This window comes from Microbacterium sp. MTN4-26 (genome assembly GCF_042846595.1).
Taxonomy (GTDB): Bacteria; Actinomycetota; Actinomycetes; order Actinomycetales; family Microbacteriaceae; genus Microbacterium; species Microbacterium luteum.
Map to the genome: position 1 here is coordinate 39,945 of NZ_BTGO01000011.1, position 15,003 is coordinate 54,947.

Below are 15,003 nucleotides of genomic sequence, written 5' to 3' on the forward strand. Positions count from 1 at the left end.
GATTCTGGCGCATCACCGACGGAAGGAAACCATCATGGCCACCAGCGAGTACCAGGTCACCGGCATGACGTGCGGACACTGCGAGATGTCCATCCGTGAAGAGGTCTCCCAGATCCCCGGCGTGGACGAGATCCAGGTGAGCGCCCAGACCGGCAAGCTCGTCGTGTCTTCCACCAGTGCTCTGGATGACGCCGCCGTGCTGGCCGCGGTCGACGAGGCTGGTTACTCCGCGGTGCGCGCCTGATGAACGCTGCGGGACGACTCAGCCTGTATGGCGCCGGCGTCGTCGTGGCTTTCGGCGGGGCGTTCGGCATCGCGGCAGCTGTCGTCCCGGACAGCGCCGTCGCCAACTGGACGGCCGCGGCTGACGACAGCTCGATGGCCGATCACGCCGGCATGACCGGCGAGGACACCGCCGAGACCGCCACCATCCCCGGCGTCTCCCTCTCCGGTTACGGATACGAACTCAGCCCGATCGCCGCGCCCACCGGAACGGGCGAGTCAGGCGAGTTGAGCTTCCAGATCCTCGACGCTGACGGGACTGCGCTGACCGCGTACGAGTCCTCGCATGAGAAGGACCTGCACCTGATCGTGGTGCGCACCGATGGAACCCAGTTCCGGCACGTGCACCCCACGCTCGACGAGGCCACCGGCACCTGGACGACCTCCTGGGAGTGGACCGAAGCCGGCAGCTACCGGATCTATGCCGACTTCGTGCCGGACGTCGCCGACGGCCCCGACAAGGTCACCCTGACCCGCACGGTCGACGTCGCGGGCGCGTTCACCCCGAACCCGGCGACCGCCACGTCGACGACAAGCGAGGTCGACGGGTACACGGTCACCCTCGATGGGGACCTGACCGCGGGGGAGAGCTCCGAGCTAACCTTGTCGGTCACCCGTGACGGGCAGCCAGTCACCACCCTGCAGCCGTACCTTGGGGCCTTCGGGCACCTCGTCGCGCTGCGCGATGGGGACCTGGCCTACCTGCACGTGCACGCCGAAGGCGACGACCCGCAGGACGGCGACACCGCCGGACCCGACATCCGATTCGCGGCCGAGGCGCCTACCACCGGCCGGTACCTGCTCTACCTCGACTTCCAGGTCGACGGGCAGGTCCACACCGCCGAGTTCGTCGTGGACGCCGGGCACGGCACCGGCGACACGGACACGGACGACACACACAGCGACACGGGCGACGGTCACTGACCGCCCCGCGGTGATCTGAGAGAAGAAGGAACACCATGAGCACCACAGCCCCCGCAGAACAGACCGCGGACTCCGCCGTCGAACTCCAGATCGGCGGGATGACCTGCGCCTCCTGCGCGATGCGGATCGAGAAAAAGCTGAACAAGCTCGACGGCGTCGCCGCCACGGTCAACTACGCCACCGAGAAGGCGAAGGTCACCATCCCCGCCGGATACGACCCGGCCCTGCTGATCGCCGAGGTCGAGAAGACCGGCTACAGCGCGGCGCTTCCGGCCCCGAAGAAGGCCAAGAACGACACCGCCGAGGGCGGGGACGCGGACGATGCCGACCCGGAGCTGACCAGCCTCCGCAATCGGCTCATCGTCTCCATCGTCCTGAGCGTCCCGGTCATCGCGATGGCGATGGTCCCCGCCCTGCAGTTCACCTACTGGCAGTGGGCGTCGTTGGCGCTGGCGGCGCCGGTCATCGTGTGGGCGGCGTTCCCGTTCCACAAGGCGGCGTGGGCGAACCTCAAGCACGGCACCGCGACGATGGACACGCTCATCTCGATGGGCACGACCGCCGCGTTCCTGTGGTCGCTGTACGCGCTGTTCTTCGGCACCGCCGGCACCCCCGGGATGACGCACCCGTTCGAGCTCACCCTCGCCCCCTCGGAAGGAGCCGCGAACATCTACCTCGAAGTCGCCGCCGGGGTGACGATGTTCATCCTCGCCGGCCGCTACTTCGAGAAGCGGTCCAAGCGTCAGGCCGGCGCCGCGCTGCGCGCGCTGCTCGAGCTCGGCGCGAAGGAAGTATCCGTGCTGCGCGACGGGGTGGAGACGAAGATCCCGGTCGAGGACCTGCAGGCGGGGGACGAGTTCATCGTCCGCCCGGGCGAGAAGATCGCCACCGACGGTGTCGTGGTTTCCGGCACGTCCGCCGTGGACGCCTCCATGCTCACCGGCGAATCCGTCCCGGTCGAGGTCGCCGAAGGCGACCCCGTCACCGGAGCCACGGTGAACGCCGGCGGACGCTTGGTAGTTCGCGCCACTCGGGTCGGCTCGGACACGCAGCTGGCGCAGATGGCCAAGCTCGTCGAGGACGCCCAGACCGGAAAGGCTGAGGTGCAGCGCCTGGCCGACAAGATCTCCGGCGTGTTCGTCCCGATTGCGATCCTCATCGCCGTCGTCGCGATGGGGGCATGGTTGGGTGCCGGGTTCCCTGTCGCTGCCGCGTTCACCGCCGCCGTCGCCGTGCTGGTCATCGCGTGCCCGTGCGCCCTGGGTCTTGCCACGCCGACCGCGCTGCTGGTCGGCACCGGCCGCGGCGCGCAGATGGGCATCCTGATCAAGGGCCCGGAAGTGCTGGAATCCACCCGCAAGGTCGACACCGTCGTGCTCGATAAGACCGGCACCGTCACCACCGGCAAGATGACCCTGGTCAACGTCGTCACCGAGCCGGGCACCGATGCGGACGAGCTACTCCGCCTCGCCGGTGCACTCGAAGACGCCTCCGAGCACCCCATCGCGCAGGCGATCGCGAAGGGCGCCACCCAGCAGACCGGCACCCTCCCCACCGTGGAAGGGTTCACGAACCTGGAAGGCAAGGGCGTGCAGGGTGTCGTCGACGGACACGCACTCATCGTCGGCCGGGAATCGCTGCTGGCCGAGTGGTCGCTGCGCCTGAGCGCCGAGGTTGCCGCCGCGAAGGCGCAGGCCGAAAGCGAAGGCAAGACCGTCGTCGCCGTCGGATGGGATGGTGCCGCTCGCGGCATCCTCATCGTCGCCGACACCGTCAAGCCGACCAGCAAGGAGGCCATCGCCCAGCTCAAGGCACTCGGCCTGACTCCGGTGCTGCTCACCGGCGACAACGAGGCGGTCGCCCGCCAGATCGCCGCCGAGGTCGGTATCGACCAGGTCATCGCCGAAGTCCTCCCGAAGGACAAGGTCGATGTCGTCACCCGCCTCCAAGGCGAGGGAAAGGTCGTCGCGATGGTCGGAGACGGTGTCAACGACGCCCCCGCGCTCGCGCAGGCCGACCTCGGCTTGGCGATGGGAACCGGCACCGACGTCGCGATCGAGGCCTCGGACATCACCCTGGTCCGCGGCGACCTGCGCAGCGCCGCTGACGCGATCCGGCTGTCCCGCAAGACCCTCGGCACTATCAAGACCAACCTGTTCTGGGCCTTCGCCTACAACACGGCCGCGATCCCGGTCGCAGCCCTCGGTCTCCTCAACCCGATGCTCGCCGGTGCCGCCATGGCACTGTCCAGCGTGTTCGTCGTGGGCAACAGCCTGCGTCTGCGCGGATTCAAGAGCATCGCCCGCTGACCGGGCAACCCGGCAGCACCTACCACCCACATCGGAAGGAACACCACCCATGTCCAGCTGTTGCAGCACCAGCGCCCCCGCCCCCGGCGGCCGTGAGAACCTCCTCGACGCCGCCGGTGGCGCCGACATGACCACCTGCCCCGTGATGGAGGGCACCCCGGTCAACAAGGCCACCGCCGTGGCGGCCGGCCTGTTCCGCGACTACGAGGGCGAGCGGTACTACTTCTGCTGCGCCGGCTGCGGTCCCGCGTTCGACGCGGACCCGGCCCGCTACGCCGCCGCCATGGCCTGAGCCTCACTCCCGGTGCCCACACACCCCGTGCGGGCACCGGGAGACCGGACCCTTCATGACCTCCACCATCGCGGCCGCCCGCGAACCGGGCTACATCACCGACCCCCGCACCTACCGGAACCGGCTGCGCCGTCTGGAAGGGCAGATTCGCGGGCTCACCGGGATGATCGAGCAGGAACGCCCCTGCATCGATACCCTCACCCAGATCTCCGCCACCCAACGCGCGCTCCAGGGTGTCGGTCTCGCCCTGCTGACGGACTACCTGCGCCACGCGCACGCCACCGGCACCCTCACCGACGACACCGTCCTTGATGCCGCCTCGACCGCGATCACCCAGCTGATCCGGTCCTGACCCTGCCCTCCTCGCAGCGCCGCGACCCCCGTACCCCGGAAGCGAACTGCACCTCATGCCCACCCACCATGTCCTCATCCTCGGGGCAGGAGCAGCCGGCGTCGCCGCCGCAACAGCCCTCGCCCGCCACGAGGACATCCACGTCACCCTGGTCGGCAGAACCCACGAGACCCCGTACATCCGGATGCACATCACCGGCGTCGCGTTCGGTCCCACCTTGCCCGAGACCATCCACGCGCCGCTCCCGCCCGTCACCGTGCTGGCAGACACCGCCACCCACCTCGACCCGATCAGCCGCATCGTGCACCTCGCCTCCGGCGCACAGTTGCGCTACGACGCGGTCATCATCGCCACCGGCAGCCGCCCGGACACCCTCACCCCGGGCCTGCCCGGGCGGCACACTCCCGCTGCACGGCACCAGGTCGTCACCCTGCACAGCATCCAGGACGCCCAACAGATCCGAGAACACCTCACCCGCACCGCCGGGCCGTCCCGGGTCGCGATCTACGGCGGCGGATTCACCGGCGCGGAGACCGCGTCCGCACTCCACGCCGCCGGACATCACGTCGCCCTCATCAGCCGCTCCCGCATCCCCGGGCGGGCCTCCTTCGGCGCGCAGATCGCCGCCCACATCACCGGCATCCATCGCGGCAAAATCACCACATTCCTGGGCCGCACGATCACCGCCGTCCGTGACAGGAGCCCGCTGCTGGGGATCACCCTGGATGACACCACCACGCTCTCCGCCGACCTGCTCATCACCGCCCTCGGCAACGCCCCCACCGCACCGGGACCGTTCTCTTCCGGGGTGCCTGTCGATGACCGGCTGCGGAGCACTGCCCCGCACGTGTACGCGGCCGGCAGCACCGCCATACACCGCGACGACCACCTCGGGATCTGGCGCCTGGATCACTGGGCCGACGCGGCCGCGCAAGGACAGCACGCCGCCGCCGCGGTGCTCCACGACCGCACCGGCGCCGCCGACCCGGGACCCTACCGTCCTCGTAGCTCCTACACGTCACTGATCCACGGCACCGCCATCACCGGCATCGGGTACACCATGACGCCCGCCACCGAAGGACAGGGCCCAGGACCCGGCACCCTCGTCACGCACACGCTCAACGGTGCTCTGGTGGGGGTGAGCGGTGTCGACGCGGTCGCCACCGTCCACGAAACCGCCCAGCACCTGCACGAGAGCGCCGCATGACCGCCGCCACCCCTGTGACCCCGGCCACTCGTGCCCGCGGCGGGTTCTGTCTCGCCGTGACCGGCACCGTCGTGCTAATGGCGGCCGCGTCGGCGCCTTCCCCGTTCTACCCGCAACTCACCGAGCAGCTCCAGCTGCCCCCGGTGGCCACCACTCTTATCTTCGCGATCTACGCCATCCCGCTGCTGCTCGCACTGCTGACGCTCGGGTCGCTTTCTGACCGGGTCGGGCGTCGCGGCATCCTCACCGTCGGATCGGTGGCCCTGTCGGTGAGCCTGCTGATGTTCTGGGCCGCCGATTCCTTCCTGCTGCTGCTCGCCGCCCGCGCCCTGCAAGGCCTGGCGGCGGGACTGCTGGTCCCGGTTCTGAACGCCATGATGGTCGACCACGAACCCTCCCGCTGGCTGGGGGCGGCCGCGCTGGCCAACACCGTGGCCCCCATGGCCGGTCTCGGGCTCGGGGCGCTCACCGCCGCTGGACTGCTGGACCTACCCGGCATCGACGCGGGCACCATCTTTCTGCTCCTCGCCGCGGTGTTCCCTCTCCTCGCCGCCACCGCCTGGACCATTCCCACCCCACCCGTCCTTCCCGGGGACGCGGGACCGGACCCACGGGCCCGGCGGGTCTCGGCGGCGACGCGGCGGCGGATCATCGTCTCGGTCGCCCCCGCCATCATCGCCGGGTGGGTCACCAACGGTCTGTTCCTCGCCCTGGGACCGGGGATCATCGCCACCCGGTTCCACGCCGACACCTACCTGCACCAGGCCGGGTCCATCATCATCCTCGCCGCGGCCGGGGTGGTCGCCGCCACCGCACTGCAGGGGGCCACCGCCCGGCGGATCAGCGTGTTCGGGGCCGTGTCTCTCGGCGCAGGCACCGTGCTCAGCCTCGCCGCGCTGGCCGTGCCAACTCTGCCCGGGTACCTCGCCAGTGTCGCGGTCGTGGGTGCCGGGTTCGGGACTGCCTTCATGGGCGCGATGCGCACCCTGCTGCCGCACGTCGACCCCGGGCAGCGCGCCACCGTTATGGCCGTGATCTACACGATCTCCTACCTCGCGATGTCCGTCCCCGTCGTGCTGGCCGGCTTCCTCGTCCCCGCTCTCACCCTCCCTGGAGCCGCGGCCGTGTTGGGGGGAGTGGTGGTGCTGCTCAGCATCACCGCCACCCTCACCCACCTGCGCACCCCCACGGAGCTCACACCGCCCGCCACGCAACATCGACCGAAAGGGACCCGCCGACCATGACCGCCCCCGCGCCCCGCCGTTCCCCCCACCTCACCCGGCGACGCTTCCTCGCCCTCGGCGCCACCGCCGCCGCGGTTGGAGCTCTGGCCGCCTGCACCCCCACCCCCGCCTGGGTCAGCCCGACGGGAGCGGCCGTCGACCGCACCGAACGGGGCCGTGGCGGCACCGGCCGCGTGGTCACCGCGACGCTGACGGCGGCGGCGGCGACCCTCGATCTGGCAGGAACACCCGCGTCCACGTTCTCCTACGGCAGCATCCCCGGGCCTGTCCTGCGCGTCCAGGCAGGAGACACCCTGCAGGCCACCCTGCGCAACACCCTCCCCGTCGACACGTCCGTGCACTGGCACGGCCTGGCACTCCGCAACGACATGGACGGCGTCCCCCCACTCACCCAGACCGCGACCCGCCCCGGCGAGTCGTTCCAATACGAGTTCATCGCCCCCGACCCCGGTACGCACTGGTTCCACCCGCACGTCGGCGCCCAGCTGGACACCGGCCTATACGGGGTGCTCATCGTCGAAGACCCGAATGAGCCGCTGCGCTACGACGACGAATGGGTCATCGTCCTCGACGACTGGCTGGACGGGGTCACCGCCACCCCCGACGCGGTGCTCGAGCAGCTGCGAGAAGGAATGGGCGACATGGGCGGGCACGGCGACATGTTCATGCGGATGGGGAACATGCTGATGGGCGCCGACTCCGACCTACTCGGCGGCGACGCCGGCGACGTGTACTACCCGCACTACCTGATCAACGGCAAACCCGCCGCCGACCCCGCCCAATTCACCGGCACGCCCGGCACGCGGGTACGGATCCGGCTGATCAACGCCGGCGGCGACACCGCGTTCCGCGTCGCCATCGGCGGGCACCGGCTGACCGTCACCCACACCGACGGGTTCCCCGTCGACCCGGTCGCTGCCGATAGCGTCCTGGTGGGAATGGGGGAACGCTACGACGTGATCGTCACCCTGGGCGACGGTGCGTTCCCCCTGGTGGCGGAGGCCGAAGGCAAGCGGGAACGCGGCTTCGCCATCATCCGCACCGGCAGCGGACAGGCGCCCACCCCGGACGCGGACATCGCCGAACTGGGCGAAGGCCGCGTCGTCGCGGTGGCGAGCATGCTCTTCGCCGCACCCGAGGTCACCCTCGACCGTCGTGACGTGGACCGCACCCTCGACCTCACCCTCACCGGCAGCATGGCCAATTACGACTGGGGGTTCAACGGCACCCAGTTCGACATGCACAACCCGTTGCGCGGCGCGCACGCACTGGTCGCGGGGGAACGGGTGCGGCTGCGGGTGACGAACGACACCGACATGTGGCACCCCTTCCACCTGCACGGCCACACCTATCAGCACGCCGGTGGCGGCCCCCGCAAAGACACCTCCATCGTGCTGCCGAACCAAACCCTCGACCTCGAGTTCGACGCCGACAACCCCGGCCAATGGATGACCCACTGCCACAACATCTACCACGGCGAAGCCGGGATGATGACCGTGCTCGCCTACCGCCCCTGAGCACCAGCAGTCCAGGGAATACACGCCACACCCCACCTGTTGTCATACCCGTACAGGGTATAGCCTGGAGGGGTTCGGACGCAGACAAACGAGGCAGCGACGACGGCTGCCGCCCCGGACCCACATCACGGAGAGCAACGGATATGAGCCACGACCATCACCACGAAGCACCCGCCGGCACCCCCGCCGATGACATCGTCACCTGCCCGGTGATGCCCGGCAGCACCGTCAGCAAGAGCACCGCGGAAGCCCAAGGCCTCTACCGGGACTACGACGGGCAGCGGTACTGGTTCTGCTGCTCCGCCTGCGGCCCCCTCTTCGACGCCGACCCCGCCAAGTACGCCACGGCCGCCTAACCGACCACAGGCCGGGGATACCGGTCACCAGCCCCCACATTCGCGAGACGCAAGGAGCAACATTGTCACCCCAGAAGGTCCTCATCCTGGGAGCCGGCGCCGCCGGCGCGGCCGCGGCGCGCGTTCTTCACGGTTCCGGCACGGTGAGCGTCACCCTCGTCGACCGCACCGGACAGGCCCCGTACAACCGCACCCTGGTCAACAAGGGGGTCGCGATCGGGCTGCTCACCCCGGAACAGGTCGTCACCCCCGGGGTGGAGGTCATAAGTGACACCGCGGTCGAGGTCGACCCACAGGGAAAGACCGTGCGGCTCGCATCCGGCCGGATCGAACCGTACGACGCGCTCCTCCTCGCCACCGGCAGCACCCCCCGCTTGCTGCCGGACACGCTGCCCGGCCTGACCGCCGCCACGGAGGCAGGACGGGTCACCACCCTGCACTCCCTGGAAGACGCGGTCGCCGTCCGCGACCTCCTGGGCACGCTTGGCCGCCCCGCGCAGATCGTCATCTCCGGTGCCGGTCTGGTCGCGGCCGAGACCGCCACGCTGCTCCGCGACCGTGGACATCAGGTCACCCTCCTCGCCCGCGCGACCACCCCCGGGGTCAGCGTGTTCGGCGCCGGCGCCGCGGAGCGCCTCGCCGCCGCGCACCGGGAGCACGTGGACGTCGCGTTCGGCCGCACCCTCACCGCCGTCACTGACACCGGCACACAGCTCGAGCTCGCCTTGGACGACACCACACAGCTGACGGCGGATCTGCTGATCATCGCCCACGGAACCACCCCGACCGGCCCCGCCCCTTGGGAAGACGGGGTCATCGTGGACGGGAAGCTGCGCACCGCCACCCCCGGCGTCTACAGCGCCGGCGGGGTCGCCGCACACTATGACACCACCCTGGGCGCCTGGCGCATCGATCACTGGTCGGACGCGGCCGCGCAGGGTGAACATGCCGCACGCACCATGCTCGCCGACCTCGGCGCCGGCACCCACCCGGGCGACTACCAGCCCCGCGCCCCCTTCACGGCAACCGTGCACGGCATGATGGTCGCCGGTGCCGGGATCACCGGGGGTCACACCTCCGCACGCATCGACACTACCGACCCGCTCCTGGTCGTCCACGAGCATGACGGTGTCCCCGTCGGGGTGCTCGGGCTGGACGCCGTGCCCGCGGTGTTCGGGTGGATGCCGAACCTTCATACTCCTGCCGCGACCGATCCGCAGGACCTCGCCTCCGCGGGAACCGCGACGGCAGACTCACACCAACGCTAGGCACAGGGAAGTGAACCGATGACTGACCCGCACGCACACCACACCGACCACCCCACCGGCAAGGCCGCCACCGCCACCGGGGGAGACACCCGCCACGGCGACCACACCCCCGAGCCGCCCACCCAGCACGACACCCACACCGGCCACGGCACGCAGGCCAGCCACGGGGACCACGCAGGTCACGATGGTGGTGGCCACGGCGGCGGGCACGGTGGGCACGGGGATCACGTCGGCCAGTTCCGGCGACTGTTCTGGATCAACCTGATCATCGCCGTCCCGGTCGTGGCGTTCTCCCCGATGTTCGCGATGATCCTCGGCTACACCGTCCCCGACTGGGCACTGTTCATCGCCCCCGTCCTCGGCACCGTCATGTACGCGTGGGGCGGGTGGCCGTTCCTGACCGGTGCGGTCAGCGAACTCCGCTCCCGCAAACCCGGCATGATGCTGCTGATCGGTCTGGCCATCACGGTCGCGTTCTTCGCGTCCTGGGGCGCCACCCTGGGCCTGCTGCACCACGAGCTGGAGTTCTGGTGGGAGCTGGCGCTGCTGATCGTGATCATGCTGCTCGGTCACTGGATCGAGATGCGCTCCCTCGCCCAGACCAGCTCCGCGCTGGACACCCTCGCGGCGCTGCTCCCGGATGAGGCAGAGCGCGTCGAAGGGGACCAGATCGTCAAGGTCTCACCCGCCGACCTGCAGGTCGGGGACGTGGTGGTGGTCCGCCCCGGCGGCAGCGTCCCCGCCGACGGGAAGATCGTCGACGGCCGCGCCGACATGGACGAGTCCATGGTCACCGGTGAATCCCGCCCCGTCGCCCGCGGCACTGGCGACCCCGTTACCGCGGGCACCGTCGCCACAGACTCCGGCCTTCGCGTGGAGGTCACCGCCACGGGGGATGAGACCACCCTCGCGGGTATTCAGCGGCTGGTCACGGAGGCACAGAACTCGTCCTCTCGGGCGCAGCGGATCGCCGACAAGGCGGCGGCGCTGCTGTTCTGGTTCGCGCTGGGCGCCGCCGCGATCACCGCGGTGGTGTGGACTGTCGTCGGCAATCCCGATGCGGCGGTCGTGCGCACCATCACCGTGCTGGTCATCGCCTGCCCGCACGCGCTGGGCCTGGCGATCCCGCTGGTGGTGTCCATCGCCACTGAGCGCGCCGCCCGTGGCGGGGTGTTGGTGAAGGACCGGCTCGCGCTCGAGAGCATGCGCACCGTCGACACCGTGCTGTTCGACAAGACCGGCACCCTCACCAAGGGCGAGCCCACCGTCTCCGCCGTGGAACCGGTCGGTGACCTGGACGCTGACCAGGTGCTCGCGATCGCCGCGGCGGCCGAGGCCGACAGTGAGCACCCGCTCGCTAGGGCCATCGTTCGCGCCGCGAAGGACAAGAACCTGACCCTGCCGAAGGCGACCGGGTTTTCCTCTTCCCCGGCGGTCGGTGTCACCGCGACCGTCGACGGTGCGGAGATCCGTGTCGGCGGTCCCCGTCTGCTCGAGGACGTCGGTGCCAGCGAGGTCGACACGGCGGACGCGTGGCGTAGCGAGGGCGCGATCATCCTGCACGTGACCCGGGACGGAAAAGTCATCGGCGGGCTCAAGCTCGCCGACGAGATCCGCCCCGAGTCCCGTGAAGCCGTCGATGCCCTGCACAAGCTGGGTGTCCAGGTGGTCATGATCACCGGCGACGCCGAAGCCGTCGCGAACGCCGTCGGCGCCGAGCTGGGCATCGACCGGGTCTTCGCGCACGTGCGCCCGGAGGACAAGTCCAGCAAGGTCGCCGAGCTGCAGAAGGAGGGCCGCAAGGTCGCGATGGTGGGCGACGGCGTCAACGACGCCCCCGCCCTCGCGCAGGCCGACGTCGGCATCGCGATCGGCGCCGGCACCGACGTCGCGATCGCGTCCGCCGGGGTCATCCTCGCGAGCTCCGACCCGCGCAGTGTGCTGTCGGTGATCCAGCTGTCGCGTGCGGCGTACCGGAAGATGAAGCAGAATCTGTGGTGGGCTGCCGGGTACAACCTGATCTCCGTGCCGCTCGCCGCCGGCGTGCTCGCCCCCATCGGGTTCGTCCTGCCGATGTCGATCGGTGCGATCCTGATGTCCCTGTCCACCGTCGTGGTCGCCCTGAACGCGCAGCTGCTGCGCCGCATCGACCTCAGCCCCGAAGCCAGCACCCGCGCAGCGCTGGACAGCTAAACCCGAAGGAACCCGGCCATGACCACACCCGCACCCGACACCGCTCACGCCCCCCACGGGTACATCACCGACAAAGACCGATACCTGAACCGGCTCAAGCGGATCGAAGGTCAAGCGCGGGGCATCTCGAAGATGGTCGATGAAGAGAAGTACTGCATCGACATCCTCACCCAGATCAGCGCTCTGACCAGCGCCCTGCAGGCCGTGGCCGTCGGGCTGCTTGACGACCACCTGAAACACTGCGTGCTCGACGCGGCGCGCATGGAGGGTGACCAGGCGGAGCAGAAGATCAAGGAAGCCAGCGACGCGATCGCCCGTCTGGTCCGGTCCTAACCGGACCAGACGGGCGATCCCACGCTGCTGCGTCCACGTCCCCGGTAAGGGGACACTCGGTGCCTTGGCCGAGCGGTCAGGCAACGGCCTGCAAAGCCGTCTAGACGGGTTCGACTCCCGTAGGCACCTCGCATACGGCCCGTCGCGTGCCCGGCGGGCTATCCGGGCAGAATCGTGATGCCGCTGGTCTCGTCGACGATCACGATGCGGCCCGCGGCGTCCATACCGACCGCCTGCACCCGGCCGTCCACGCGACCTGCCGGCTCCCAGCTCGCGGCACCGGCTCCGGTCACCCAAATCTGCCCATCGGTGCCGACACCGACCACCTGAGTCCGGTCGGCCGCAGCCCCCAACGTGTACAGCAGCGGCGCTTCGGGCCACGCCGCGAAGGACGCACCGCCGTCCGTGCTGATCTGCACACCCTCTTCGGTGGCCGCGATCACCCGTCCGCGACCGTCGACGGCGAGACTGGCCGCTACCAGATCCGCACCGGTAGGTTCCCAGGTCAGCCCGGCGTCGTCGCTGCGGATCACGTCGCTGACGTCCGTGGCGATGGCGTACACCGTGTCATCGGCGCCGGCGGCGAGGGCGTGGAAGTCTTTCTCCCCACCGAACACCACCGACTCCCAACTCACCCCTGCGTCGGTGCTGCGCATCACGCCCAGGTTCGGTGCCCCCCACTCGGCGGGGCTTCCGGGGCCGGGGTGACCGGACGCGATCAGTGTCTGCGAAGTGGCGGTGAGTCCCATCGCGTCGAAGCTGTCCGTGCTGACCCGGCCACCCCACTCCCCGGTGTCGGTGACCTCGTAGATGCCTTCATGCGTTCCCAGGAGAAGCTGGTCAGTGTCCGGGGCGACGACCACCGCGTGGACATGGCTCGGTACCCCGGTGCGCCCGTCCCCAGCCGGCGGCGACGTCGGAGTGTCCGCGCACCCCGCCAGCATCAGGAGGGCGGAAGCAGCGGCGCCCGCCGCCAGTGTCTTCGTATGGACGTGCATACGCGTACCTCCGCGTTCGAAGAGTGGGGGCACCGCGCATGGCAGCGGCGCCCCCACTCGACGGATCGGGCTCAGAGCTGGCCGAGCAGATCCTGCATGGTCTCGATCTCCGCGGACTGTGTATCGACCACGGCTTGCGCGAGCGCCAACGCGTCCGCGTTCTTCCCGTTGGCGAGTTCGGTCTCGGCCATCTCGATCGCCCCCTGGTGGTGGGCGATCATCTGCTCCAGGAACAGGGGTGCCGCCTCGGCCCCGGACGCCGACTCCAGCGCCGCCATGTCCTCGTCAGACATCATCCCGCCGCCGTGCTCCATCTCACCCATGTCCATGTCGTCACTGGACACGCCCCACTCGGCGAGCCATCCCTGCATCGTCTCGATCTCCGGCTGCTGGGCGTCCTTGATCTGCTGAGCCAGATCCAGCACCCGTTGATCAACGTCGCTCTTGGCGAGGATCATGTCGCTCATCTCGACGGCCTGCTCGTGATGCGGGATCATCATCATCGCGAACATCGAATCCGCCATGTTGAAGTCCGCCTCCGCCGATTCCGACGGGGCCGACGACGACCCACCATGATCCATTCCAGGCATGCTGCCTCCGTTGTCCGCGCAGCCGGCCAGGAACAGCACCGCTGCCAGCGGTACGGCCGCGACCGCTGCCAAACGCATCTTCTTGTTCATCATCAGTCCTCTCAAACACTCGTGAAACCCGCGTACGGGCAATGAACCTCACCCCCGCCCCAGAGGGCAGGGACAGTGCGTGTCACGTTCGGCTGATCGACAGCTCCAGGAGTGAGGGAGGCCGGTCCGGGGCCGGCCGGCACCGCGTCACCGGCGGACGCAATGCATGCCGCTCCCACACAGACGACCATGCGGCGCGGGGGACCAGCAGCACGAGGGCGGCTGCCAGCAACGCCAGCACGCACATCATCATCAGAACGTCATGGCCCCCGCTCGGGCTGCACGACGCGCACGCCTCCGCATCCTCATCGCCGGTCGCGGGCGCCGACGAGTGGTGAGGTGCCCCGCCCGGCATCTCGACATTCTCCGAGGTCGTAGGGGCGGTGTGTCCCGAGGAGATCGTGTGCATCCCCATCAACCCGACGATGACCGCTGCAGCGAAGCACACGGCAACCAGCCACCGCACCGGGTGCGGCAGCCGCAGGCGCAACGCGGACAGGCCGATCATCCCGTCCAGCCTACCGTCCGTACCATACCCCCGCACCGTAACCCAAGGGGGTCGCCGGCATCCGGAACAGCGACGTAACGTAACCCCCTCACCGATTCAAAGGAGAAGGCCGTGACCGTCACCGCCCAAATGTTCGACACCCACCCCCGAGCCAACGACATCGCCAACCGAGACGCGCTCCTGGCCTGTATCGACGCGTGCCTCGAGTGCGGCCAGGCTTGTACGACCTGCGCCGACGCCTGTCTCAGCGAGGAGATGGTCGCCGATCTGACCACCTGCATCCGTCTGAACCAGGATTGCGCCGACCTCTGCGACACCACCGCGCGCCTGCTCTCTCGCCACACCGGCACGGACACCACCGTGCTTCGTGCCGCGCTGGAGGCGTTGCGCGCAGCGTGCGCCGCATGCGCCGCCGAGTGCGACACCCACGCGGACATGCACGAGCACTGCCGGGTCTGCGCCGACGCCTGCCGCCGCTGTGAACAGGCCTGCACTAACCTGCTCGCGACGCTCTGACACCCTTCCTCCGCCGACCGCTAC

General features: G+C 69.7%; 16 protein-coding genes and 1 tRNA gene. 14 read left to right on the top strand and 3 right to left on the bottom strand.

Going from position 1 to position 15,003, the window contains the following annotated elements:
• Nucleotides 1-34 precede the first annotated feature (34 nt).
• From ACGG9C_RS10750 to ACGG9C_RS10810, 13 genes are all read left to right on the top strand, one after another.
• On the top strand, nt 35-244 hold the full coding sequence (locus tag ACGG9C_RS10750) for a heavy-metal-associated domain-containing protein (RefSeq protein WP_067119704.1): 210 nt from the start codon (nt 35-37) through the stop codon (nt 242-244).
• Nucleotides 244-1,206, top strand: a complete 963-nt coding sequence (locus tag ACGG9C_RS10755; protein ID WP_067119702.1) for a heavy metal-binding domain-containing protein — start codon at nt 244-246, stop codon at nt 1,204-1,206. Before ACGG9C_RS10750 ends, ACGG9C_RS10755 begins: the two co-directional genes overlap by 1 nt.
• A gap of 35 nt (nt 1,207-1,241) precedes the next feature.
• Nucleotides 1,242-3,515, top strand: coding sequence for a cation-translocating P-type ATPase (locus tag ACGG9C_RS10760; protein ID WP_067119698.1), 2,274 nt, complete (start codon nt 1,242-1,244; stop codon nt 3,513-3,515).
• Between the two features lie 49 nt (nt 3,516-3,564).
• A complete protein-coding gene (locus ACGG9C_RS10765) occupies nt 3,565-3,807 on the top strand; it encodes a YHS domain-containing protein (protein WP_067119694.1) in 243 nt (80 codons plus the stop codon).
• A 55-nt stretch (nt 3,808-3,862) separates the two neighbouring features.
• Nucleotides 3,863-4,159: a metal-sensitive transcriptional regulator gene (locus ACGG9C_RS10770; RefSeq protein WP_067119691.1), complete on the top strand. Its 297-nt coding sequence runs from the start codon at nt 3,863-3,865 to the stop codon at nt 4,157-4,159.
• Between the two features lie 55 nt (nt 4,160-4,214).
• Entirely contained in the window at nt 4,215-5,366 is a 1,152-nt protein-coding gene (locus ACGG9C_RS10775; RefSeq protein WP_067119688.1) for an FAD-dependent oxidoreductase, read from the top strand.
• Nucleotides 5,363-6,610: an MFS transporter gene (locus ACGG9C_RS10780; protein WP_184214646.1), complete on the top strand. Its 1,248-nt coding sequence runs from the start codon at nt 5,363-5,365 to the stop codon at nt 6,608-6,610. Before ACGG9C_RS10775 ends, ACGG9C_RS10780 begins: the two co-directional genes overlap by 4 nt.
• Entirely contained in the window at nt 6,607-8,127 is a 1,521-nt protein-coding gene (locus ACGG9C_RS10785) for a multicopper oxidase family protein (protein WP_101305190.1), read from the top strand. The genes ACGG9C_RS10780 and ACGG9C_RS10785 overlap by 4 nt, the downstream gene beginning before the upstream one ends.
• Before the next feature lie 143 nt (nt 8,128-8,270).
• The gene (locus ACGG9C_RS10790; RefSeq protein ID WP_067121084.1) at nt 8,271-8,483 is read left to right on the top strand and encodes a YHS domain-containing protein; all 213 of its coding nucleotides are present in this window, start codon (nt 8,271-8,273) and stop codon (nt 8,481-8,483) included.
• A 62-nt stretch (nt 8,484-8,545) separates the two neighbouring features.
• Nucleotides 8,546-9,751, top strand: a complete 1,206-nt coding sequence (locus tag ACGG9C_RS10795; protein ID WP_067121082.1) for an FAD-dependent oxidoreductase — start codon at nt 8,546-8,548, stop codon at nt 9,749-9,751.
• 18 nt (nt 9,752-9,769) lie between these two features.
• Complete coding sequence (locus ACGG9C_RS10800; RefSeq protein ID WP_067121080.1) at nt 9,770-11,944, top strand: heavy metal translocating P-type ATPase; 2,175 nt, start codon at nt 9,770-9,772, stop codon at nt 11,942-11,944.
• Between the two features lie 18 nt (nt 11,945-11,962).
• A complete protein-coding gene (locus tag ACGG9C_RS10805; protein ID WP_067121078.1) occupies nt 11,963-12,277 on the top strand; it encodes a metal-sensitive transcriptional regulator in 315 nt (104 codons plus the stop codon).
• A 58-nt stretch (nt 12,278-12,335) separates the two neighbouring features.
• A tRNA-Cys gene (locus ACGG9C_RS10810) sits at nt 12,336-12,406 on the top strand.
• Between the two features lie 29 nt (nt 12,407-12,435).
• Here the strand turns inward: ACGG9C_RS10810 and ACGG9C_RS10815 are convergent.
• From ACGG9C_RS10815 to ACGG9C_RS10825, 3 genes are all read right to left on the bottom strand, one after another.
• Complete coding sequence (locus ACGG9C_RS10815) at nt 12,436-13,275, bottom strand: F510_1955 family glycosylhydrolase (RefSeq protein ID WP_082914452.1); 840 nt, start codon at nt 13,273-13,275, stop codon at nt 12,436-12,438.
• Nucleotides 13,276-13,346: 71 nt separating this feature from the next.
• Entirely contained in the window at nt 13,347-13,958 is a 612-nt protein-coding gene (locus ACGG9C_RS10820; protein ID WP_067121076.1) for a DUF305 domain-containing protein, read from the bottom strand.
• A gap of 79 nt (nt 13,959-14,037) precedes the next feature.
• Nucleotides 14,038-14,463, bottom strand: a complete 426-nt coding sequence (locus ACGG9C_RS10825) for a DUF6153 family protein (RefSeq protein WP_067121074.1) — start codon at nt 14,461-14,463, stop codon at nt 14,038-14,040.
• Between the two features lie 129 nt (nt 14,464-14,592).
• Between ACGG9C_RS10825 and ACGG9C_RS10830 the strand changes: the two genes are divergently transcribed.
• Nucleotides 14,593-14,979, top strand: coding sequence for a four-helix bundle copper-binding protein (locus ACGG9C_RS10830; RefSeq protein WP_067121088.1), 387 nt, complete (start codon nt 14,593-14,595; stop codon nt 14,977-14,979).
• Nucleotides 14,980-15,003 lie beyond the last annotated feature (24 nt).